19 protein-coding genes are annotated in these 23,652 nt (G+C 35.8%); 1 reads left to right on the top strand and 18 read right to left on the bottom strand.

All coding sequences use genetic code 11. The features are described from left to right. Positions 1-336: 336 nt before the first annotated feature. The 14 genes from BN30_RS09075 to BN30_RS04810 all read right to left on the bottom strand — a co-directional run bounded on the left by BN30_RS09075 (position 337) and on the right by BN30_RS04810 (position 19,622). Positions 337-864, bottom strand: a complete 528-nt coding sequence (locus BN30_RS09075; protein WP_019214393.1) for a GNAT family N-acetyltransferase — start codon at positions 862-864, stop codon at positions 337-339. 34 nt (positions 865-898) lie between these two features. Next, positions 899-2,053 (bottom strand): iron-containing alcohol dehydrogenase, encoded by a 1,155-nt coding sequence (locus BN30_RS04870; RefSeq protein WP_019214392.1) that lies wholly within the window; start codon positions 2,051-2,053, stop codon positions 899-901. A gap of 14 nt (positions 2,054-2,067) precedes the next feature. After that, entirely contained in the window at positions 2,068-3,057 is a 990-nt protein-coding gene (locus BN30_RS09070; protein WP_019214391.1) for an LCP family protein, read from the bottom strand. Beyond that, positions 3,041-4,438: an MATE family efflux transporter gene (locus tag BN30_RS04860; protein WP_019214390.1), complete on the bottom strand. Its 1,398-nt coding sequence runs from the start codon at positions 4,436-4,438 to the stop codon at positions 3,041-3,043. Before BN30_RS04860 ends, BN30_RS09070 begins: the two co-directional genes overlap by 17 nt. An 8-nt stretch (positions 4,439-4,446) precedes the next feature. Then, positions 4,447-5,052: a histidine phosphatase family protein gene (locus BN30_RS04855; RefSeq protein ID WP_019214389.1), complete on the bottom strand. Its 606-nt coding sequence runs from the start codon at positions 5,050-5,052 to the stop codon at positions 4,447-4,449. Next, positions 5,052-5,765, bottom strand: a complete 714-nt coding sequence (gene thyX, locus BN30_RS04850) for an FAD-dependent thymidylate synthase (RefSeq protein ID WP_019214388.1) — start codon at positions 5,763-5,765, stop codon at positions 5,052-5,054. Before thyX ends, BN30_RS04855 begins: the two co-directional genes overlap by 1 nt. A gap of 3 nt (positions 5,766-5,768) precedes the next feature. Further along, entirely contained in the window at positions 5,769-7,232 is a 1,464-nt protein-coding gene (guaB, locus tag BN30_RS04845) for an IMP dehydrogenase (RefSeq protein ID WP_019214387.1), read from the bottom strand. A 24-nt stretch (positions 7,233-7,256) separates the two neighbouring features. Next, positions 7,257-8,165, bottom strand: a complete 909-nt coding sequence (locus BN30_RS04840) for an NAD(P)/FAD-dependent oxidoreductase (RefSeq protein WP_019214386.1) — start codon at positions 8,163-8,165, stop codon at positions 7,257-7,259. A gap of 217 nt (positions 8,166-8,382) precedes the next feature. Then, positions 8,383-8,919 (bottom strand): TIGR01440 family protein, encoded by a 537-nt coding sequence (locus BN30_RS04835; protein WP_019214385.1) that lies wholly within the window; start codon positions 8,917-8,919, stop codon positions 8,383-8,385. A gap of 126 nt (positions 8,920-9,045) precedes the next feature. Further along, the gene (locus BN30_RS04830) at positions 9,046-9,795 is read right to left on the bottom strand and encodes a transglutaminase domain-containing protein (protein ID WP_019214384.1); all 750 of its coding nucleotides are present in this window, start codon (positions 9,793-9,795) and stop codon (positions 9,046-9,048) included. 356 nt (positions 9,796-10,151) lie between these two features. Then, positions 10,152-10,901, bottom strand: a complete 750-nt coding sequence (locus tag BN30_RS04825; protein ID WP_019214383.1) for a class B sortase — start codon at positions 10,899-10,901, stop codon at positions 10,152-10,154. Between the two features lie 9 nt (positions 10,902-10,910). After that, complete coding sequence (locus BN30_RS04820; RefSeq protein ID WP_019214382.1) at positions 10,911-12,701, bottom strand: Cna B-type domain-containing protein; 1,791 nt, start codon at positions 12,699-12,701, stop codon at positions 10,911-10,913. A 74-nt stretch (positions 12,702-12,775) separates the two neighbouring features. Next, a complete protein-coding gene (locus BN30_RS04815; protein ID WP_019214381.1) occupies positions 12,776-18,895 on the bottom strand; it encodes a hypothetical protein in 6,120 nt (2,039 codons plus the stop codon). Positions 18,896-19,088: 193 nt separating this feature from the next. Next, complete coding sequence (locus tag BN30_RS04810; RefSeq protein ID WP_019214380.1) at positions 19,089-19,622, bottom strand: hemerythrin domain-containing protein; 534 nt, start codon at positions 19,620-19,622, stop codon at positions 19,089-19,091. 97 nt (positions 19,623-19,719) lie between these two features. Here BN30_RS04810 and BN30_RS04805 point away from each other — a divergent pair, with 97 nt between their 5' ends. Continuing rightward, a complete protein-coding gene (locus BN30_RS04805; RefSeq protein ID WP_019214379.1) occupies positions 19,720-20,493 on the top strand; it encodes a ZIP family metal transporter in 774 nt (257 codons plus the stop codon). A 95-nt stretch (positions 20,494-20,588) separates the two neighbouring features. On the opposite strand, the gene BN30_RS04800 is transcribed toward BN30_RS04805, so the two are convergent. The 4 genes from BN30_RS04800 to mreB all read right to left on the bottom strand — a co-directional run bounded on the left by BN30_RS04800 (position 20,589) and on the right by mreB (position 23,646). After that, on the bottom strand, positions 20,589-21,008 hold the full coding sequence (locus tag BN30_RS04800) for a flavodoxin (protein ID WP_019214378.1): 420 nt from the start codon (positions 21,006-21,008) through the stop codon (positions 20,589-20,591). 200 nt (positions 21,009-21,208) lie between these two features. After that, entirely contained in the window at positions 21,209-22,159 is a 951-nt protein-coding gene (gene arsS, locus BN30_RS04795; protein WP_019214377.1) for an arsenosugar biosynthesis radical SAM (seleno)protein ArsS, read from the bottom strand. Then, positions 22,160-22,498, bottom strand: coding sequence for an arsenosugar biosynthesis-associated peroxidase-like protein (locus tag BN30_RS04790; RefSeq protein ID WP_019214376.1), 339 nt, complete (start codon positions 22,496-22,498; stop codon positions 22,160-22,162). Between the two features lie 122 nt (positions 22,499-22,620). Beyond that, positions 22,621-23,646 carry a rod shape-determining protein gene (gene mreB, locus BN30_RS04785; RefSeq protein WP_019214375.1) on the bottom strand — a complete coding sequence of 342 codons (1,026 nt, stop codon included), beginning with the start codon at positions 23,644-23,646 and terminating at the stop codon, positions 22,621-22,623. Positions 23,647-23,652 lie beyond the last annotated feature (6 nt).

Raw genomic sequence — 23,652 nt, 5'->3', positions numbered from 1 at the left:
TTTTTTTGCTTTTTTTTTAAAATTTTTAAAAAAATTTTTAAAATTGTATGTAGATGCTTCGTCTAATACTACTTGTAGTATATTTCTTGCTATAATGAGCCCTTGGGCTCGTTCCTTCCTCAGCAATGCTCACGTATTGTATATACGCTCCGCTTGCCTCGTCGGTCCACTTTGACCAATCATCTCATTCTATCTAAGAAATTAGTTTTTAGTTTTTAATTTTAAATTATTTTACTTTTACATTAAATATTAAATTATTTACTCGTCATATGCCATATGCCTTTACACATAAAAAAGCAGTGGACATATATCCACTGCCATTAATATATTATATAGTTAAGAAATCCTTAGCTCTTTATAGCGTATGAGCTCCACTTCTCCCTTGTTTTTAAAGTTCCTCTTCACTGTTTCGTAATAATACATCTCATTCTTCTGCATTACTCTCTTTGAAGCTATATTTTCTCTTTCAAATGAGCCGAATATATTTTCAATGCCGCATTCCTTGTGAAGTGCCTCCATAAAGGCTTTAAGTGCTTCGCTCATGTAGCCTTTGTTCCAATACTTTGGATTTAGGCAGTAACCGAACTCGGCGTCTTTTTGTCCCTCGCCAAAGATTCTCGCGTCTATGGTTCCTATCATTTTATTATTTTCTTTTAGGACTATGGCTTTTAATACGTAGGAGTCTTTTCCCTTTGCTTCTTTGCTTAGTGCATCAAGGATTTTTTCTGAGTCTTTGACTGTTTGATGCGGCTTCCAAGAAAGATGTTTCGTCACTTCTTCAAGCTTTGCGTATTCAAACATATCTTCGGCATCGCTTGCGCTTGCGTCTCTTAAGATTAGTCTTTCTGTCTGTATGTCTTTCATTAAAAACTTTCTTCCTTATATATATAAATAAATTTTATTCGTATGCTTGTTCGTAAATATTAATTACGTCTTGTAATTTTAAATCTGAATAGCTTGTCTTGTAAACGCCTGTCTTCTTTGCCATGTCTTCAATTTTATCTCTTTGCACTCCTAATTCTTTAAGTGTTGTTGGCGCGCCGATGGATTTGAAGAACTCTTGTAATCTTTCTATGGACTTGATTGCGGCTTCGTCGTCTGTCATCTTTGATGTATCCATCTTCCAAACGTTTTCTGCCCATCTTCTAAATTTCTTTTCATGTCCTTTGTATACGTATTTTAAATAATTTGGATGCATTACTGCAAGTCCCATGCCATGCGAAACGTCATAGAAGGCTGATACTGTATGTTCAAGTCTGTGGCTTAGCCAGTCTGAGCGTTTGCCAAGTGATGTAAGTCCGTTGATTGCAAGTGTTGATGCCCACATAAGATTTGCTCTTGCTCTATAATTTCTTGGGTCATCTAAGGCTATATAAATATTTTCGATTATGGTTCTCATAAGTGCTTCGCTTATTTCGTCTGTAGTATTTTCTTCGTCTGGCATTGAGAAATATTCTTCCATAACATGGCTGAACATATCTACTGTGCCGCTGATTAAGTGATGCTTTGGTAGTGAGTATGTGTATGTTGGGTCAAGGATTGAGAATTTTGGATAGCATGGGTCACCTCCGAAGCTTAGCTTCAATTGTTCTTCCCAGTTAGTGATAACACCGCCGTTATCCATTTCACTGCCTGTTCCAGCCATTGTCAATACACTTCCTAATGGTGTTGCGTCTAAAACTTCGTCTTTGTTGATAAAATATTTCTTCCAAAAATCTTCGTCAGTTTTTGCGCCAGCAGCTATTGCCTTAGAGCAGTCTATAGTTGAGCCGCCTCCAACTGCTAGGATGAAATCAATGTCATGTTCCTTAACAAGTTTGATACCTTCATAAACTTTCTCAACTCTTGGGTTTGGCATTATTTCTGAAAGTTCATAAACTTCTTTGCCTTCAAGTGCTTCCATAACTTTATCGTAAATGCCATTTTTCTTGATGCTGCCTTTACCATAAGTAAGTAAAACCTTCTTATATGGCTTCATCTCGTCCTTTAGTGCTCTAATTGCTCCTTCTCCAAAATGAATTTTTACTGGATTATAAAAATAAAATGCGTCCATCTTTCTTCCTCCCCTTATTTAAATATCTTTGTGAATAGTTTAGCAGTCTCTTCCTCATCTGCGATGAAATAAGAAGCGCCGCCCTCGTATTTATCCGTGCCTGGTATTGTCTCAATCGTAAGCTTATCTTGTGAATATGATGCAAATACTTTTGCTAGCTCAAGCATTTCATCTATGCTAATGTTTGTTAGTACGTGTTCAAGTCCCGCTTGTATCATACGTGGAAGCTTTGTCACGTTATTTGCACTAAGTGTTTGTTTCATAAGTTCTTTAATGAAATACTGTTGATGAGTGACTCTTCCGACGTCTCCTAAGAATTTATCGCCTTGGCCATGATTTGATTTTCTAAATCTAAGAAACTCCATAGCTCCCTTGCCATCAAGTTTTTGCTTGCCTTTCTTTAAGTGAATGTGTAGAGGAGGCGAGTCTGTCGGGTCATCGTAGTCCATATCAAATGGCACATCTATCTCGATTCCGCCGATAATATCGACTATGGCCTTAACACCTTTGTAGTCAACTGCGATATAATTTGTTACATCAACATTAGAAAATTCTCTAAGCGTGTCAATGGCTGCATAAGGACCATCTTTTGCAAATGATGCATTGATTTTTCTCATGCCTTGGTGGCCCACTATCTTAACTCTCGTATCTCTCGGTACGCTCACTACATTAACTTTGCCCGTTTTTTTATCAATCTTAACAAGCATCATGGTGTCAGATGGGTTACCTGTAGTAAAATACCTGTCTTCGCCAGTTTTGCCCTCAAGCTTCGCAAGTTTTTTCTTGATATATCCAAGGCCATTCTCCCCGTCTATACCAAAAAAGGCAAAGACTAGTTCGCCCTCAAGCTTTTCCTCTGTCTTTTGATTTATCTTTGTTTCATCGACTATAACTAATTTATTATCCTTTTTAGAAAGCTTATTGTAATAATAAAGCCCAAAGAATAAAATTAAAACTAGTAGCGATATTAATATTATTTTAAAATACTTAATGAATTTCTGCATCTAAAATTACCTCATCTCCCGCCTTGCTCATGGCTTTGAACTCTCTAACAACAAAATACATTGCTAGCACAAAAGCTATGAAGTCTGCGATTGGTGTTGCGTAAAGCGCTCCTAATATGCCAAAGAATTTTGGCAAAACTATAATCAGTGGTAGATAGAATAATACTTGTCTTGTTAATGAGACGAATATTCCTAAACGAGCCTTGCCGATGGATGTGTAAAAGTTTGCTGTAATCGGTTGAAGACCGTTTAGCGCTGTCATGATCAGTGTTATACGCAATAATATTATGGTAAATTCCATATAAAGATCATTGCCCTTACCAAAGATATTTACAAAAATTTGTGGCCATATTTCAACAAGCAAGAAGAATATTGTACTATAGATGACTGAAATCTTAATTGTTGTTAGATATGTGTCCTTAACACGTCTATAAATTTTGGCTCCGTAATTGTATCCGATGATTGGCTGTCCGCCTTGAGCAAGACCTATGTTAAAGCCTATAAGCACGATGTAGAGCTTTGACGCAATGCCGACTGCAGCTAGCGGTATATCTGGTCCATACTTACTCATCGCTCCGTAATGAGTCATGACATTATTCATAACTATCTGCACAACAACCATTGCCAATTGATTAATGCAAGCTGCTGAGCCAAGTTTAAGTATGGCAGCTAATTCTTCTTTATGTATCTTGAAATCTTTTTTACGGATTGGATTATCTTTCAAGAAGAATATATAATATAGCGCTAATAAAAAGCTCACCACTTGTCCTATGAATGTCGCCCATGCAGCGCCTTTTATACCCATATTTAAATTGGCCATGAATATGTAGTCTAAAACAATGTTAAGTATTGCTCCTACTACATTCAGCATCATAGCGTATTTTGGTGATCCATCAGCTCTGATTATATGTGAGAGAGCTATTGAAAACACTATAAATACTATTGCCATGGATGTGATTGATGTGTAATCATAAGCGTATTGAAATATGTTCTCACTCGCTCCAAATAGCTTTAGAAGCGGATTTATGAACGTCATAACTAAAGCGAGTTCAAGCCCAGCAAAGAAAAGTAGCCCTGTAATTCCTGTTGCAACTGTCCTTTCGGCTCTTTCATCATCGCCTCTACCCTTGTATATACTGTAGTTTGATGCTGTTCCTATGCCTAAAAGTAAAGCTATCGCTGTGGATATTGTAGTTATAGGGAAGCTAACTGTTGTAGCAGCGTTGCCTAAGTGACCGACAATGTTGCCTATAAATATTTGATCGACAATATTGTATAGAGCACTAACTAAAAATGCTAATATCGATGGCACAGCATATTTTATTAATAATTGATAAATTGGTTTTCTTACCAATGGATTATTATATCTATCTTCTGTCATTTTGCCTCCTATACAAAGTTGTCATAGTCTTCATCATCATGAAGGAGTTTAAATTTCCCTTCATTATAATCATATATCTTAAGGCTCAAGCCTTTAATAAGCTCTACCTTGTTAGTATCTTTTAAATCAAGTCCTTCTAAGACAGTTGTTATCACTCTTAGCTTGCTTCCGTGAGTCATAACAAGAACTTTCTCATAATTAGTTTTTATGAGCTCAAAAATAAAAGCAATGGCGTCTTCAAGTGCGTCTCTGTATGGATATATGCCGCCTTCGTTAAAAAGGTCTGGCCTTTGCATGATTAAATCTTCTCTATCTGGGTCAGTAGCAACGCTTTCTGCCCAAGTCATGCCCTCATGGCTAAGCATAGACACCTCTCTAAGTCTTCTATCTGGGATGATGTCTAGCTTTAATGCTTCGTTAATGATTTTAGCACTATCCATAGCTCTCTTTTGATCAGATGAGTATATGATTTCAATACCTTCATCCTTTAATCTAGCACCAAGTTCCTTCGCTTTCTCTTTGCCTTCAAGTGTAAGAGGAGAATCAAGTAAACCTTGAATTCTCCTCTCCTTATTATATTCTGTTAAACCGTGTCTTGTAAAATATATTTTCATTAATTCATGTGCTCGATAAGAGCCTTCATTGCTACTGGGAAATCATCTAAACTTAAGTCATAAACAACTTTTGCGTAATCTCTGATTTCTTTTTGAGCGTGTCCATCCATCCTTTGCTTAATAAAGTGAGCAACTGATTGAAGTGACGCTGTCCAGTACCATCTTACATACAAACCATAAGCTGGTAGGAAAAGTCTTGCTTGTTCAGAGCAAATGCCATCTTCCATAGCTTTTTCATACAATCCTTGACCTTTTTCAATAAGCTCAAGTAAATCTTTTGTATATTCTTTGCCTAATTCAGTAGCAACTGGTTCGCCGCTGCCTTGCTTTTTATTGTCAGGCATGCTTCTCCATTCATTTTCATTTGGCACATAAAATACTGGCTCTTCAGTAACATAGCGTCTAGAAGATTCATTCCATCCGTTCATAGTATCGCCAATGCCTTCCATGTGAGATGAACCAACGATGTATTTCCACCATTGTCTAGCTACCATAAGCGGTGCATACACTTCAAATTGTAGCATAGCGTGTCTAAATGGCGATGTGTGATCATGTTTAGCTAAAAAGCTAATTAATTTTTCGTCATTTTGATCTAATTCAAAAGATTCTTTTTGATAAGAAACTCTTGCCGCATTAACTACAGTAAGATCGCTACCTAAGTGGTTTACAAGCCTTACATAACCTTTGTCTAAAACTTTTTTCATTTTATCCATGGCTTAGTCCCTGTTATTCTTTGGTGAATAGTTAGGAGTTTCCTTAGTTATAGTGATATCATGTGGATGGTTTTCAATTAGTGATGCGCTTGTAATTTGAACGTATCTTGAATTTGTCTTAAGTGTAGGAATGTCCTTGCATCCAAGGTAGCCCATACCTGATTTTAATCCGCCAAGTAATTGATAAATAACTTCGCCTACTTTTCCTTTATAATGAACTCTTCCTTCAACACCTTCTGGTACATACTTCTTAGCCTTTGATTGGAAATATCTGTCAGATGAACCAGCCTTCATCGCTGCTAGTGAGCCCATGCCTCTATATTCTTTATATCTTCTGCCTTCGAAAATAACTTCTTCTCCTGGTGATTCATCAGTACCTGCTAATAATGAACCCATCATAACAACGTCAGCACCAGCAGCTATCGCCTTAGTAACGTCTCCAGAATATTTTATACCACCGTCAGCAATTATAGGTATTCCAGTTTCTTGAGATGCTCTATATGCTTCCATGATAGCGCTTACTTGAGGAACGCCAATACCTGTTACAACTCTTGTTGTACAGATAGATCCAGGTCCTATACCAACTTTAACGCAGTCAGCACCAGCATCCATAAGAGCCTTAGTTCCTTCGTAAGTTGCTACGTTACCTGCTATTACTTGTAAGTCAGGGAATTCCTTCTTAATGCTTCTAACAGCGTCAAGCACTCCCTTTGAATGACCGTGAGCAGTATCTAGAACGATAACGTCAACTTTTGCATCATATAGGGCCTTAACTCTTACAAGCATATCCTCAGTTATACCAACAGCTGCTCCGCAAAGAAGTCTTCCTTGATCATCTTTAGCAGAATTAGGGAATTCGATAGACTTTTCTATATCCTTAATAGTGATAAGTCCTCTTAGATGGAAGTTTTCGTCAACAATTGGAAGCTTTTCAATCTTATGAACCTTCATAACGTCCAAAGCTTCGTCCATGGAAACACCTTCTCTGCCAGTTACAAGATTACCCTTAGTCATAACCTCAGCAATTTTCTTTTCCATGTTAGTTTCAAATCTCATGTCTCTGTTAGTGATGATACCAACAAGTTTGCCGTCTTCATCAGTTATAGGCACACCAGAAATTTTGTACTTTTTCATAATAGCTTCAGCATCAGCAATCTTATGTTCAGCAGATAGATAGAACGGATCAGTGATTACACCGTGCTCACTTCTCTTAACTCTGTCAACTTCGATAGCTTGGTCCTCAATTGACATATTCTTATGAATTATACCAATACCGCCTTCTCTCGCCATCGCGATAGCCATCTTTGATTCAGTTACAGTATCCATGCCAGCACTCATCATCGGTATATTTAGCTTAATTTTTTTAGTTAATCTAGTTTCAGTATTAGTTTCTTTTGGCAAAATTTCCGAAAAATTTGGTACTAGCAGTATATCGTCAAATGTTAATGCATTTCCAATAAACTCCATCTTTACACCCCTTCTTTGTATTTTTTAATATCCTAAATATTTTTGTGCTTCGATAGCGCAAGTGCAGCCCTCAGCTACAGCAGTTGCTATCTGTCTAATCTTTTTGTCAATAATATCACCACAAGCGAATACACCTGGGATCGAGGTCTTAACTCCATCAGTCTTTATATATGCTCCTGACATTTCAAGGCTGTCCTTAACTAGCTCAGTGTTTGGTCTTTGACCAATATAAGCAAATATAAGGAATTCGTCCTCGCCATTCTCAAAAATCTTTTCTTCCTTTTCATTTGAGTCATATACACAAACTTCAGTTATTTTATCTCTTGTTCCGCTTGCGCTAACAATCTTAGACGATGTCATCGCCTCGATATTGTCAGAATTTTCAATCTTTTCCTTGAACTCGTCAATCATGCCAAGCTCATCCTTTTCTTCGATTAAATAAACCTTCTTAGCAAGCTTTGAAAGATATAGAGCTTCCTTAGCAGCTCCGTCCGAACCGCCCGCAACGAATATGATTCTGTCTTCAATCTCATCATCAAGACCTAAAGCTGAGTGTTCAACTCCAATATCTTTTTCATTCTCAAGGCCTAAATCCTTTGGAGTAGATCCCATAGCGATGATTACTGCCTTTGCATTGTATGAGTTTTGTCTAGTTTTTACCTTTTTTAACTCATATTTTAAGTCAAGTTCGATGACCTCTTCATATTTTAGCTCAATATCAGCTTCTGCGATTTGATTTTCTAACTTTTCCCTGAAAGTTTCACCTGATTCGCCCTCAGATAAACCCACATAATGAGTTACATGTGAAACACTTTTAATAAGACCTCCAACTTCGTCCTTCTCTAACAAAAGCACATTGAAGCCGCGGCTCTTTGCATATAGAGCAGCAGAAACACCTGCAGGGCCGGCGCCCACTACAATTATATCGTACATTTTATCCTCCTTTGATAATAATTAAAACTATTCTCCTATCATTTTATCACAAATTTAGCTATTTGTAAAGCAATGAGCATGATTATTTTAATAATTTTAACTGTGATAATGACCTTGAGAAAATATTTTTCTATGTAAATAAACTATAAATATATTATCTTAAATAAATTTTATTAATTTATCATATAAAATAGAGGAGCGCATCGCTCCTCGTCATTTATTTATATTGTGCTCTTTCGCCGCCTATAAGTTTTGGTCTTCTTCTAACAAGAGTTAAGTGCGCGTCCCCAATCTCTTTCACGCTGACTCTAACTGGAACAGCAACCGGTTTTATGTGCATACCAATAAAAGTGTCTCCGATGTCAAGACCCGCGTGTGCTTGAATAGCTTCAACCACAACAGGATCAGCTAATTTTTTATAAGCGATAGTACCCATAGAGCCGCCTGCGTGCATCTTAGGCACAACACTTACTTCTTCAAGAAAATATTTTTCCATGCATTCCCTTGTAGTGACGATGGCTCTGTTTAAGTGCTCGCAGCATTGAAAAGCAAGATAAATCTTATGTTCTTTTGCAAAATCCATAAACACATCTATAAATTCTTTAGCGACATCCATCGACGATGATTTACCGATCCTTCCGCCAACAACCTCACTTGTCGAGCAGCCAACTACAAGTATTTCGCCTTCCTTTAAATTTGCCTCAGCTTGAAATTCATCAAGAACCATTTTAAGCGTCTCTTTATATTCTCCCATGTATATCACTCCTTATATCATTATAATTTTATTTCTATAATATATTTTATATCAAATAAATTTTATTGTCAATCGGCATAAAAAATCCGCATCGTTTGATGCGGATAATTAAATAATCTTATTGTATTAGTGTTGACCATCAGCTGCCATTGCTTGATAGCTTAGGTTAAAATATTTTCTCTTCTTATTTGTAGTGTCATTCCAAGTTACATCAAAGTATTTCCACTCGCCATTAACCTTTGCCCTATTCCATGCATGATCTTCATTTGACACAGTTTCTGACTCTATACCACACAAAGCACACATACGGTTAAAAAGGCTAGAGTATGCATCGCATACACCCTTGCCGCTATCCATAATTGCTTGCCAAGAATAGTAATAAAAACCATTCTTTGTAGTCATATTATCCCCTTGAGCGCTGTTAAGCACTTCATAGTAGTAATCTGACTTTCCTAATATATAGTCGTTGATCTTTTCAAGCTTTTGTATGTCACTTAATTTATTGCTCCAAGAATCAACCACATTTTCTAATTCCTTTAAATAGCCATCAGTTTTAGCTTTCTTCTTAGTCAAAACACTAATATCCTGCTTAAACTTTGGCTTAAGGGTGAGCGTCTTCCTCGACTTGCTGTAGCTCGACGAAATTTTCTCAAAATCACTCGGCTCAAATAAGCAGTCTCCCCGTATCCTTATAATATCGTATACTTCTTGAAGAGCGGCATCCCATTCAGAGTCGTTTTCTATAACTACTTTCTCGAACTTGATTTCGCTGTCGCAGTTATTGATTCCTTCCACTAATTTATCTTGTTCAATAACACTTGGAAAGAATACGAATATAAAAATTTGTACTATAAATAAAGTTTCAATCAGTAGCATATCATCACCCCGATTTCTATGATGCTTTCACATAGTAAATACTGTGATTAGTAAATACTATGCTGATTTTACTAGTCCTATCTTATCTACAACTATATTATAGCACAAAGCTTTGTTTTTGTAAAGTGAAATCGTGCGGAAGTCGAAAATGTTTTAAAATTTTATACTTAGCCATTGTTTTTTAGGTTTTTTTGAATAGTTTCGCTCTTAAAATATTTTTATGCACAAAAAATAATTTTCACAAAACTATATACATAGTATTAGTTAAGAGCAAATTTATCTAGATTATGAAACTAAAACAAAACTATAAGCAAGACATAAAAATGCCCCTATGTATCTCTACATAGAGGCATTTTTTATCTATCTACAATTGTTAGCACAATCAGCCTTTGGTTATCGGCCTCATAAGTGCAAGTAACAAAATTAACTATCTTGTCGTCCTCTTTTAGCTCGTAGTTAGTATCATAAACTGCATGCTTCTTGAGAAAATTGTAGAATTTTTTTCTTTGTTTAAAAGTCTTGTAATCTTTCGGATTGATATAAGTTTCTCCTGAGATTCTGGCTGCAAGAGTGCAAGTGGTTCTAAAATCTTGCTCTCTCGTGTAAATTGTAAAGCCTGTCTCACTTGGATTATCTTTAAACTTATGAAGCGAAGCAAACATCGTTCCATTTTTAATCATGTGTCCATATATCATGACCATGGGGTCATCAATAGATTCATTTCTATAATCCATAAAGATGGATCCGACTAGATTCCTCTTGCCATTGGCAGCTCGGTAAAGGTAGTAGTAATTGTCCTTGCCTTTAACGACAGGGTAGTCAATGCTTCCCTCGTCCGACTCTAGCCAGCAAACGATATCTTTGTTAATGGCCTCTAGCGCATCGAAGTCGACCTTCTTCGCCTCTTCTTTAGCTTCATCAGCCTCGCCATTAGCATGATCCTCATCCTTTTTATCCTTTTTAGAAACTTTTTCTTCAATCTCCTTATAGATATCCACAGACTCTTTCTCTTGCCTTTTTAAGTCAATGTATGAGTAGACCTTATATATTAAAAATAAACTTGTTATTATAATCAGAATATTAATTAATATTTTTGATCTTTTCATATAATCACCTTATTTTACAAGATATCTCTTTTTGATAAATACTAAGCCGAGTAATAATACAAAGGCAAAGTATATAGCGCCTAAATCTTCATTAACACCAGTCTTTGGTATTCTGTTTTTCTTAGGAGTACGATCTCTTTCTTCTTCGTCATTAGGCTTATGCTTCTTAGGCTCTTTCTTATCCTTTGGTTTTTCATCCTTAGGTTCTTCAGGTGGTATTTCTTTGTTGGTAATAGTGATGCTGCCATCTTCGCCTATACTGTAGCTTACTTCGAATTTTCTTTCGCCAATCTCAGTAACGTGGTTAGTTTCGCCAACCTCTACTACAGTGTAGACAATGTCCTTACCATCTCTATCCTTAGCTGGAAGATCTTTAAATACAGCACTCCAGTTGCCGTCACCTAAAGTTAGGAACTTATCAGTTGGCTCTCCATTAGCATATAATTGAACCTTAATGCTTGGAGTTGCTCCATTGTTAAGCACTTGCCATACTTTGTTAACTCTAATAGTTACTTTAACTTCCTTAGGTTCTTCCTTAGGATGATCTCCAGGATATTCAGGTTTTTCAGTGTTAGTAGCCTTTAACACAAATCCAAGCGGATCATCTTCACCATTAGCTAGTTTATATGTCTTAGTGCCCCTGAATTCATAACCTTTAACTGGAATTTCTTCAAGTTCGTATTCATACATATAGCCGTCAACTACAACTTGAACCTTAGTTCCATCATCAGTAATCTCAGTTTCAGATGTCTTTACAGTTTTCTTGAACAATGGTAAATGATAGATAGCATCAAAGAAGTCATTTGCTTTGTTAAGTTTTAGTGTATCTTTTTCAACTCCTAAATCCTTTAAGTTAACTTTTTCTCTGATTTCTTTGCCATTAGCATCTTTAACAGGTTTACCATCTTTATCAAGTTTAATTCTATAAGCATGAAGCTTGAATTCAACTTCTGGAAGATTTTTCTTAAGCTCTTTACCTTCAGAATCTTCAAATATCTTCTTAAGCTTAATAAATCTTTCCTTATCAAGATATACAGTAACTGTGTTTGATTTTTCAACTGTATTTGTTGCAAACATGTCTTCATTAGCTTTACTTAGCTTGTCAAGATCAAAGAAGTCTTCAGCTTTACCAAGTTCATGCTTTTCACCGTCTTCGCCAATGTATGATACTTTTCCGTCTTCAACTTTTGCATCAAATTCTGGAATCATCATTGGTAAGATAAATTCTTGATAAGTCCTATCTGGGTATGCACCCTTGATATTGATCTTATCAACTTTAGCAAGACTTGTTTTGCCCTTCGCAATAGCTTCTTCAAGTTGCTCTTTACTATAAGGTTTATTACCAACTGTATAAGTTACTTCAAAGCCTTCAGGAACATCAAGATAGTCACGAAGTACTGGTCTTAAGCTATGGCCTTTGTCATCGTTTACTTTTGCAAAGATATCATCAAGATTCCACTCACTATCAACTGCAAATGGATTAGCTTGTGTTTTAATTAAGTTTTTGTCTTGATAGTATTTAATCTTGTAATTAAATTTATCACCAAACTTAAGTTCAACGCTGCCCTTAAACCATTGTTTTAATACTTCATCTTTAAGCGGCTTACCATCTTTGTCCAAAACTTGTAGATATTTATTAACTTTACCTTCATGACCGTCGGTAATAGTTACAGTACTACTTCCTGAATAAATATCTGCTTTATTGTTAAAGCTTGCATGGTTTGTATAGATAGTTCCAATTACTCCGTCATCAAAGTCCTTAAATTTCTTCTTATCAGCAAGTACATTCTTAAGCTTCAAAGTGAATTGATTTGTTGAACCATGTGGAGCTTCAAATTCTGGTAACCAAGCTATAATTGCTTGTTGCTTACCAGTTACTTTTTACTATCTAAAGCTTTTTTAAGCACTTCAGCTTTTTCTTTGTCAGTCTTTCCAAGCTCTTCTAAATATTTAAGAACATCATCTGTATAGAAGTATTTAATTTTATTCCTAAAATCAGCAAAGTTAAGATTAGCATTTGCATCATTAGCCTTTAAAGCTTTTTCATCAATTGTCATTTCTATACTTGATTCAGCTGTAAGCTTAAATACGTCCGGTAAAATGTCCATGATTAAAGCGTTCTTATATATATAGAACTTATTTTGATAATCACTTTCATTAATTTTTTCTGTATTCTTTGGATCTAAAGCTTGCTCGTATTTCTTTTGGTCTAAGTTTTTCTTGTCAACAGTAACTGAAATTGTAAAGTCAACTGTTTTGTTGCCTTCTTTTTTAGATAGGTCAATTTTATCTTTACCTTCAGTCTTTTTGTCAACCTTTGGATTTTCTTTATCAGGTTCCTTCTTAGTTGGTGTGTAAGTTAATTCAAAACCTTTCTTAGTTTTTTCTACGCTGCCAAAATTCTTGTCATCGCCATAAGGTTTTTTTGTATTTTTGTTGCCTGCATCTTCAAGACACTTACCAATAATGCCCGAATAACACATCTTTGACTTCCAATCATCTTTGTTTTCAAAGATACCAGCGCTTTGTACTTCTTTGTCGAATTTGTAAATAGCATTGTTGTAATACATAGCTCTGTCGTAGCCTTTGTTTGACATATAATAAGCAGCCAAGTCTATAGAACTTTCTTCAGCTTCTTTATATTCTTTACTGTTTTTTAGTTCGCCAGGAACTTTTTCACTTAATTTTTTAGCGTCTTTGCCTTCACCAATATACCACGGATTGATAGTCTTGCCATTGCTGTCCTTTATGCTTTCTTTGTCATTAACAGCTAAGTCTTTATACTTAAGGTCTTTGCCTTTGGTAATAGTGAATTTTTCTAAGCTAAATGTGCCATCGCTAATAGTTACAAGATTCTTAAATAGCTCTTGATCCTCAGGATTAGCTTTTTTATGAGCTTTTTCCATAGCGTTAACTTTTTCATAAGCTTTTTTCATTACTTCCCTGAAAAGTTCTTCATTATTTAGATAATCCTTATACATTTTATTAGTATCATCATTTAAGAACTTTTCAACTTCTGCCTTTACATACATGTCTTTGTTTGTAATAGCCTTGCCAAATTCATCTGTATATGGAATGTCAATATCTGGAACTATAACTGATGTGATACCAAACTTTTTAGTCTTGGTTTCATCCATAGCTCCACCTATCTTTAGGTGTGGATTTAAAGCTATACGGATAGCGTTAAAACGCATATCATCGTTCTTATAAGTTCCTTTGCTTGTATCAAGATATTGAAGTTTTAGCTTAGGAATATCTTCTTGTAATTGCTTTTTAATTCTTTCTAGTTCAGCTTTAACATTAGTCTCATCATCATTAACTTTTAGCTTTTCTACTTTTTCCATTATTTCGTTAAGTTTTTTGTTAATGATGCCATAGCATTCTGTATCTTCAGTATGAACCGCTTTAAGAAGTCCATCAAAAGTTTTTTTAAACGTATCAACATTACTTGAATCGAGTTTTTCAAGTTGTTCATCAACTGCTTTCATCTTGTCTTCATAAGCTTTTTGTACTGGGCTGTAGAATTTGTTTTTACTATTTTGGTCAGCTTTTTTGTAGAAAGCATCTAAGACTTTAATCTTAATTTGTCCCTTGACTTCATCACGTGTCAACTCAAATTTAGTATCGCCTTTTTGGATATAGTACTTAGACTTAGTTATATCTTGTTCATTCTTTTCATATATATAGTATCCGCTGCTTGAGTCACTAGCATTAATTTGTTTCATCTTTTCAGTATTTTTAAGCGCTTCGATAATCTCTTTGCTAGTTAAGACAAAATCTTTGCCTAATGGAATGAAACGTCCTTCAACAAAGTTTGGATTAACACCAAATCTAATGTCTTTGATTTTATCGATATAGAAATATTGGTCTGTACCTTCAAAGTTAACAGCTTTTAGAGCTTCTTTTAAGGCTTCAATTTCTTTGCTTGTCTTTGTTTTGTCATTCTTAGCAGCTTCTAAAGCTTTTTTAGCATTTTGGTACTTCTCATTAGCGTCTTTCCATTTAGCTTCTTCTTCATTAACGATGATTTCATCATACACTAGTCTGTTGTCCATGCTGTGGTCTTCGATAACTATCTCAGCATCGCCATCTTCTGGGAATATTGTTGCCGCTTCATTGTTAAAGCCAATTTCCCAAAGAAGTTTACGAGTGATTTCGATTTCTTTACCATCTTTTGTGTAAACAGCTCTAAGTTTATTAGTGCTTTCATCATATTTGAATTCAGCATCAGGATTAATTTTCTTAAGTTCAGCCTTTAAGATATTTAAGAAGTCTCTTTCGTTTTCTAACTTTTTCTTTTCAGTTTCATCTTTAACTTCTTTAAGTTTTTCATCTTTATAATCGCCTTTAGCTTCTTTCTCTAGTAGACCAATAACATAACTATCTCTTTCTTCTCTGTGATCTTCATCTCTAAAGAAAATATTAAAGAAATGATAGTCAAGCTTATCGCTTAATTCCTTAGGTGCATCTTTAAAAAAGAATTCATTGCCTTTATCGCTTCTCTTTAGTGTAAAGTACTTGCTAAACTCTTTAAATTTAGTTTCCTTTTTATTCTCATCTTTGAATATAGATTTTTCAACTAAAATTTCGTTGCCTTGATCATCTTTTTGTGGTTCGAAGTACTTAGCAGCAACTTTAGCATCTATGTGATAAACTTCATGCTTACCTGCTAAGAAGCCTGGGAACATAAGTTTGAATTTAGCATTGTGAACTGCATCAAAGATACTTGTCTCATTTGTAACTAGTTCCTTACCTTTACCAAGTGTTTGAACTATCTTCACAATATCGTTAGCAGAGATAATATCTGCATTGCTAGTAGCATCAGCTTTAACTAGATAAGTCCCTTGACCGTCTTCTACCTTGTAGTAGATATCTTCACCCACTTTATAGTACTTGTTAGCGTCAGTTCCACCAAAGTATCTATTTACTGGCTTTTCAATAACTACTTCTTCTTTTTCACTTTTCTTATAAGCTTCTATAAGCTTCTTGGTTAAATCTGTTGTTGTTAAGCCAGTATAGTACTTACCATCTTTTACATCTTTATCTTCAACTTCTACAAACTTTTTACCATTGTAGTAGTACTTACCTTTTATAGAATTATAAGTTTTTCCTGCTTCGGGAACTACAACTTTGTTTTTATTGTCCACATAGATTTTTGAATCTCCACTGATAGTTATATTGCTTCCTTCTCCTGAAGTTTTAGCTTCTTTTACACCTTCTTTGGTAAATGTATAAGTCTTTTTAGTCCCATCATAAGTTACTTTGATATCCTTGATAGGTCTGCCAAGCTTATCAATTAGTGTTAGACCTGATTTATATGTTAAGCCATCTAGGATATAATCTTCTTCGTTAAATACAGCGTTAGTAACAAGCTTATAAGTTTCTTTTTCACCTACTAATCTTGTTTCATCCTTATCTTTATAAATTAGATAAGTTTCGCCGTTTATTTTTATTCTTTGAATGCCAGTGTTTGGATCTGTAACAATATCTTTAGGATTATAGGTTAAATCTTGCTTCTTACCCTCAGTGGAAATCAAAGCTGTGGTTGCTGTGTAATATTTATCTTTATTTTCTTCTTTGTCTTGTTCATTAAAGTAATATTCTTTATCGCCCTCAGTCTTAAAGATTTTATCTTCTACTATGGTTCCGCCATAAGACTCCTTGTCTCCGTCTTTAACAATAACTTGCTTGCCTTTATAAGTTTCGCTTACGTTTTCAGCTGCCTTTTCATCTGTACCTTTGCCTTCGTTTGTAACATTGCCTTCATAGACAGTTCTGGCATCTTTGTAAGATAATAAAGTGTTTCCACGTAACTCATAAGTTAGTTTACCTACAGTTAACTTGTTGTCTTTAAAGCTTCCAAGTTCTTTATAGTTACCATCTTCTTTTTTATAAAGTTTATTATCTTGTACTTTATAGTCTGAGCCTTCAAGAATATTTTTGTCAACTACATCATATTCATTTCCATCAGCATCAATATACTTTTTACTATCTTTTCCTTCTAGTATAGAATTCTTTAAAGCTTCTTTGATGTTTTCATTTGTAAGTTCTTTTTTATCATAAAACAGCTTACCATCTTCAACTTTAAATTTCGAATTACTTGTAAATGTTTTTGTATCAAGTTTTAAAGTGTATGTTCCATCGACATTTTTATGATACTTTAATCCTGATTCATAAAGATATTCTGCAAACTTGCCATTATAGTCAGGAATTGTGATTGTGATGTCCACTGATGAAAGTGGAAGTGCATCACCGTTGGCTGAGTTAACTAGAACTTTGTCAATGTAGGCATTTGATTTTTTTAAAAGTGTGTAGAAGTCAAATGCTTCTTTAGTATCTTCTTTTACTATGCCGTTATCTGTTGGACCAGCATCTACATTTTCTTGTGGATGCTCTTTGTCCTTAGTTCCAATACCACTTAAGTCAGCATAATCTTCATAACCTTTTTTAGTTATTAAGAATGTTTTTTTGACATCTTTTGCTCCTTCTTCATTTGAAGACATAGTAACTGTAAAACCCTTGTGAAAGGCTGCTCTAAAGCCTGGCATATTAAATCTAATTTGCGCTACACCAAAGTTTGTACCAGCCTTTGTTGTAAATGTGTAAGTCCCATCGCCCTTGTTTACAAGTTCAACAGGCTCACCATTTAAGAAAGCCAGATTTGATAAATATTCTTTAGAAATTTCTACGCCTTTTTGGCCCACAGCGCTAATAGTGAAAGTAAATTCCTTTGTTTTATCCTTATTTACTTGAACTAATAAGTCAAGTGCTGTTCCATCTGGAATATAGTATGTGCCTTGTTTAAGCTCTTCAGGCATCTTGCCAGATCCGTCTATATTATATAGCCTTAATTCAGTAGTATCATGATCAGTATAATATGGTTGAATTTCACCTTTACTTAATGCGTTATCTAAAGCATTTTTAGCCTTATTGAAATCATCTAACAATTTGTTAAAATCAGCCGATTTTCCGTCTGTGTTTTCAGCATCAAGAACTTTTTCTAAAGCCGCCTTAGCATTTTTGTAATTTTCAAAAATATCTTTAGCGTCTTTTGTATTATTAACAGGGATTGATGGAAGATCGCGCGTAAAGTTAGGTGCTTTTCCAAGCTTTTCTAAAGCGCTTTTTTCATCATCATCTAGCTTACGTGGTGGATCAAAGGTTCCAAGCTTTTTGTTAAAGGCATCAATTTCCTTTTGAGTTATCTTGCCTTCTTCAACTTTTTTCTTAAGAGCTTCATATTCCTCTTTAAGTGTATAGTACTCTTTTGTTCTGTATTTATCTGTAAAGCGATCCAAAATTGCATCGTCAAGCTTTTCAGCTCCTGATTTTTCTATAGCTTCAAAATACATTTTATTGTATTCAGCTTCCAAAGCTTTTTTCTTGTTAGGATCTTTTTCTGTTTCGATTTCAGCTTTCTTTTTGCTTAAGGCATCTTCAGACTCTTTGTTAATTTGGTCCTTTTCAACTACAGGTTTAGTAGGTTCTCCATTATCTACATCTTCACCATTGCCTTCGCCTGCTTTTAGTTCACCTACTGCTTCTGGTGCCTTTGCTGGTGCTGCTTGTAATTTTGCGCCATCTTCTGGACCATTGCCTGCTGCTGTTTTATCAGCTGGCTTTACATCAGGTGTTTCTACTGGTGTTTCAGCTGGCTTTTCAGCTTCTTTAGCTTGAGTCTTTTTCTCCTTTTGCTTTGCCTTAGGTGCATTTTCAGTATTTTCAGTTTTATTAGCTTCTGGTGTTTCAGTTTTAGTTTTAGCTGTCTCTTTATCATCATTAGCTACATTACTATCTATATCAGTATTTTTACCTTCTTCAACTGAAGATGCCCCTTCTTCACCTTCGTTTTTTGATTCTAAATTTTCTTCTATTGTGGGAGTTGTTTGAGGGTCCACTGAATTATTTTCATTTTGTGCCATCAAACGTGTGCCTCCAAACAAAAGAACAGTTAGAACCATTGTGAGTATTATTACTCTTATTTTTCTGTTCATTTTTCTCCCCTCCTTCCTTTTTTATATTTTATAATATCCCTATTATAATAGTGTGTATTATATCACTTATGATATTAAATTGCAATGCGCTTAAACACTTTAAAGTATAATAGAAAACGCTACTCATAAGCTATAGGCTTATTAAGTAGCGTCTTTGATTTAATGTATTAAAATTTTAACAATTTTGTCATAATTAGAATTTATTTATTATTTCTATATACTTGTCTCTTTGTTCTTTATTTTCTTCTTCAAAGACTTTTGTTTCTTCGTCTAAATGTTTTTGAATTTCTTCTGGAAGATTTTTCATGGCGAATGGATAAACGACTTTATTTTCTTTATCTGCATGACGAATTAATAGTGAGCGATAACTCATAAGATGACCGATAAGTTCAAGGCGTGCCTCGTCTGTATGATCTTTTTCATAATTTTCTAAACTTAATTCTATCATCATTCGTTCGTAGCGAGCTAGGTCATGCTCAACTAACATGCCGCTTGTAACAAGTTTTTCTGCTAGCTCGCCAAGATTGTCAAGCATGGCTTTAAAAACTAAATCCTCTTCTTTTTTATGATGATACCCATCGGCATAATTTTTAATCACATCTGTTATGGTTTTTATGGCACTTGCATTGACATTGCCATGTAAAATTTCTTTTGAAACGGCTAATATATGGTCTGTGAGCTTAATTATGTACTCGTGCTCTCTCATAAGTGTATCTATATAATACATTTGATCAACTCCTTCACTTTTACATTATACCCTTTTCTTGACTTTTAAATGCCTATATAATATAATCTTTTTATATTTATTGAAAAGGAGATATGTAATGGATAAATATTTTACTAGGGAGACCATCATAGCTATCGGACTCGTTTTTCCGGGTCTAATGACTGCTTTAGGCGCTGTCCCTGTGTTTTTTACGAAAAATGTTTCGCAAAAGCTTCTTGACGTTATGCTTGGCTTTGCAGCTGGTATAATGCTGTCGGCGACTTGCTTCTCGCTTGTTATGCCATCGATTGAATATGGCGGTGGTGACTTCAAGGCGGTTATGATCACTTCGGCTGGAATTATTTTGGGGGCTTTTATCATTGATATGATTGATAAATTCTCTCCGCATGAGCATCTTATTGACAAAAGGCGCGAGGGTGTCTCGTCATCTCTTAGCCAAATCTGGCTATTTATCATAGCTATCACTATTCACAATTTCCCTGAAGGTATGGCTACTGGCGTTGGCTTTGGTACTGAAAACATTGGCGATGGTCTTGCACTTGCTCTTGGTATCGGCATTCAAAATATGCCTGAGGGTCTAGCTGTTGCCTTAAGTCTTATGCGTGAAAAGTACTCTGTGAGATACGCTTTCATCGTGGCGGCTCTAACTGGACTAGTTGAGCCTGTGGGCGCTGTGCTTGGCTTTGGCCTTGTTAATATTTTTAAGCCTGTTCTACCTGTTGTGCTTGCTTCGGCTGCGGGCGCTATGCTTTTCGTTATCTGTGATGAAATAATTCCTGAAACGCACTCGAAGGGCTATGAGCGTGAAGCGACTTATGGTATCATCTTTGGTTTTGTCATAATGATGGTTCTTGATATTTTATTAGGATAATATTTTAAAACTCATTAAATATTAAAACTGCCTTGGTGGGCAGTTTTTTTATATATGTACAAGGGGCGCCAAGGGGGCTTAGCACTCCTTGATAATTAATTCATTAATTTTTCTGCTAGCTCTCTACACTTTGCTAGTGCTTCTGCATCTGGATGGTCGTATGCGATAAGTGCGTCTACAACTGATATGCCGCTATCAGCGCATTCATTTTTCCAAAGATCCATCCACTCTCCACTGTTCCACTCGTATGAACCGAAGATGGCAACCTTTTTGTCTTTGATTATGTCTTTAATGCTATCAAAGTACGGTCTGAAATAGTCCTCTTCAAGTTCTTCTGCTCCCATAGCTGGGCATCCAAGTGCTAGAAGTTCTGCCTCTTTCGCATCATCAAGGCTTGCTTCTTCTACTGATACAAGCTTTGTATCTGCTCCAAGCTCTTTTAGCTTTGCAGCGATTTCATTTGCCATGGCTTCTGTGTTACCTGTGCCTGACCAGTATATTACGCTTGCTTTCATAAAAAACCTCCTTTTGTTAGTCATTGCTAACTGAATTCATTATACAATATATTTTTATAAAAAGCAAGAGTATTTTATAAATATTTTTATAAATTGTAAACTATATTTATGATAATATTTTTTTGAAGAAATATAATTATAAAAAAACTTCCCGTCAGTGACAGGAAGTACTATGTGAGTAACTACTCCAATGCTCCGCCTCATGATGAGCCGCTGCCGGCTGTACATGTGTAGCAGTGGTTCATAGTTCTGATTTTTCGTCCGATTAAATCATTTTTTTCTATATCGAAGATTGTTTTGTGAGGACCAGCTATGCTCATGCCGAGCGCTAAATTAAAATCGCAATCATGAAGAGTGCCGTCGTAATCAACCGATAGCGTGTCAAGGCACATAAGGTCCTCGACTGTAGCTGGATTAAAAGCATCGCAAAGCCTTGTTAAATACCTTTGCATGTTGTTTGACCTCTCTAGCCACTCGCCAAAGCGTCCTATAGGTGAATTGGTCATGCTGAATAAATTATTAAAATCTATATCGTACTCGTCCTTAAGCTTTGTTCTATATATCGCCTCGAGTTCTTCTTGACTTGATGGTATCATCGCACCGCTGGGGTTATATACAAGATTTAGCTGAAGCGCCTCATCTCTTCCATAGCCAAGTGTGCAAAGCCTTTGAAGTACATCGATTGAGTCGTGAAAAACGCCTATGCCTCTCACTTTATCTGTCTTTACTTCTTCATAGAACGGAAGTGAAGCGACTATCTCTACTTTTCTCTCTTTTAAAAATTCTGGTATATCTTTATACTCATCATCATTATAAATAGTTAAATTTGATCTAGTCATAATTTTTTTGCCCATGGATGAGGCAGTATCGATAAGATATTTATAAACCCTGCTCATCTCTGGCGCTCCGCCTGTTATGTCAAGCGTAGTAAAGTCCCAGTCCCTAAGAAGCTCCATAGCTCTTTCGGCTGTACGCATCTGCATATACTCATCTCTTGCAGGTGAGCACTCAACGTGACAATGCTTGCACGCCAAATTGCACTTCCTCGTTATATTTAACTGAAGTGTCTTCGGGTTCTTCGCAAGTATATCATAGCCTACAGTCTTTGCAAATGGCTGAACCGCTTCTTGTAAACTCTTTAGATAAGACAATTACATCTCCATATCATCAGCAAGTTTTTTCATTTGAGTTGAGTAAGCAAGGACTGCTCCGCCAGTTATAGAGCTAGCTACGTGAACCGCTTCCATCATTTCTTCTTTAGTATATCCTTGGTCCAAACAAGCTGTTGTGTAAGCTTCTATGCAGTATGGACAATGAATTGCGTGTGCAACTGCTAGTGCGATAAGTGATTTTTCTCTGCCGCTTAGCTTGCCATCTTGATAAACGCTTCCGTAATATGCCATGAAATTATCCCATAGCTCCTTGTTTATTTCGCCTAAAGCGCCTCTACCAAATTCTTGTAAATCTTTTCTTTCAAAATATTGACTCATTTTTATTCCTCCTTAAATATTATTATGGTCTTTAAAGCTATTTACCCAAAAAAAGAGCGGATATATCATAACCGCTCTATTATAAATATTATTTATAGTTTATGCTGTAATCATAGATAAAATTATCTAAATCTTACGCTTGCTCCGCTCTTATTGTTTGATTTTTCAAGTATCTCTACCCAATCAAGTGACTTTCCTGTACCGATGGCAACGCATTCAACAGGGTCTTCAGCGACTCTACATGGTATGCCTGTTTTTTCTGTAACAAGTGTATCAAGGCCTTTTAGTAAGGCTCCGCCTCCTGTAAGTATAATGCCTCTACCAGAGATGTCTGCTGCTAGTTCTGGCGGTGTTCTTTCAAGTACTGTGTGAACTGCTTCGATAATCTCTTGAACTGGCTCTTTAAGTGCTTCAAGCATATCTGATGAAGATACTACCACGTTCATTGGTAGGCCGCTCATAAGATTTCTGCCCTTTACTTCCATGTATTGTTCTTCTTCAAGTGGATAAGCGCATCCTATAGTTACTTTTAGCTCTTCGGATGATCTTTCGCCTATCATCATCTTAAATTTCTTTCTAATAAACTTAGTTATTGCTTCGTCACAATTGTCACCAGCTACTTTGATTGACTTACTTACAACGATGCCGCCAAGTGAAATAACTGCGATGTCTGTTGTTCCTCCGCCTATATCTATAATCATATTGCCATTAGGCTGAGTGATATCTAGTCCAGCGCCGATAGCTGCCGCGATTGGTTCTTCGATAAGATAAGTTTTTATTGCGCCTGCTTCGTTCGCAGCCTCGATAACTGCTCTCTTCTCAACTTCTGTACAGCCGCTTGGAACGCAAACAATAAGTCTTGGCTTGAAAAGCATTCTGCCAAGTGCCTTTTGTATAAAATACTTAAGCATTCTTTGTGTAACGCTGTAGTCTGAGATAACTCCTTCTCTAAGCGGTCTAATCGCAACGATGTTGCCTGGTGTTCTACCAAGCATCTTTCTTGCTTCTTCGCCAACTGCTAAGAATTTATTTGTATATTGGTCTATCGCTACGACAGACGGTTCTTTAAGTACTATACCTTTGCCTTTTACATAAACAAGTACACTCGCTGTACCTAGGTCTATGCCTACATCAGATCTTAATCCCATGCGTAT

The sequence above is a fragment of the Fenollaria massiliensis genome (assembly GCF_000312505.2).
In the GTDB taxonomy this organism is placed as follows: Bacteria; Bacillota; Clostridia; order Tissierellales; family Peptoniphilaceae; genus Fenollaria; species Fenollaria massiliensis.
This window is presented reverse-complemented; position numbering and strand designations above follow the sequence as displayed.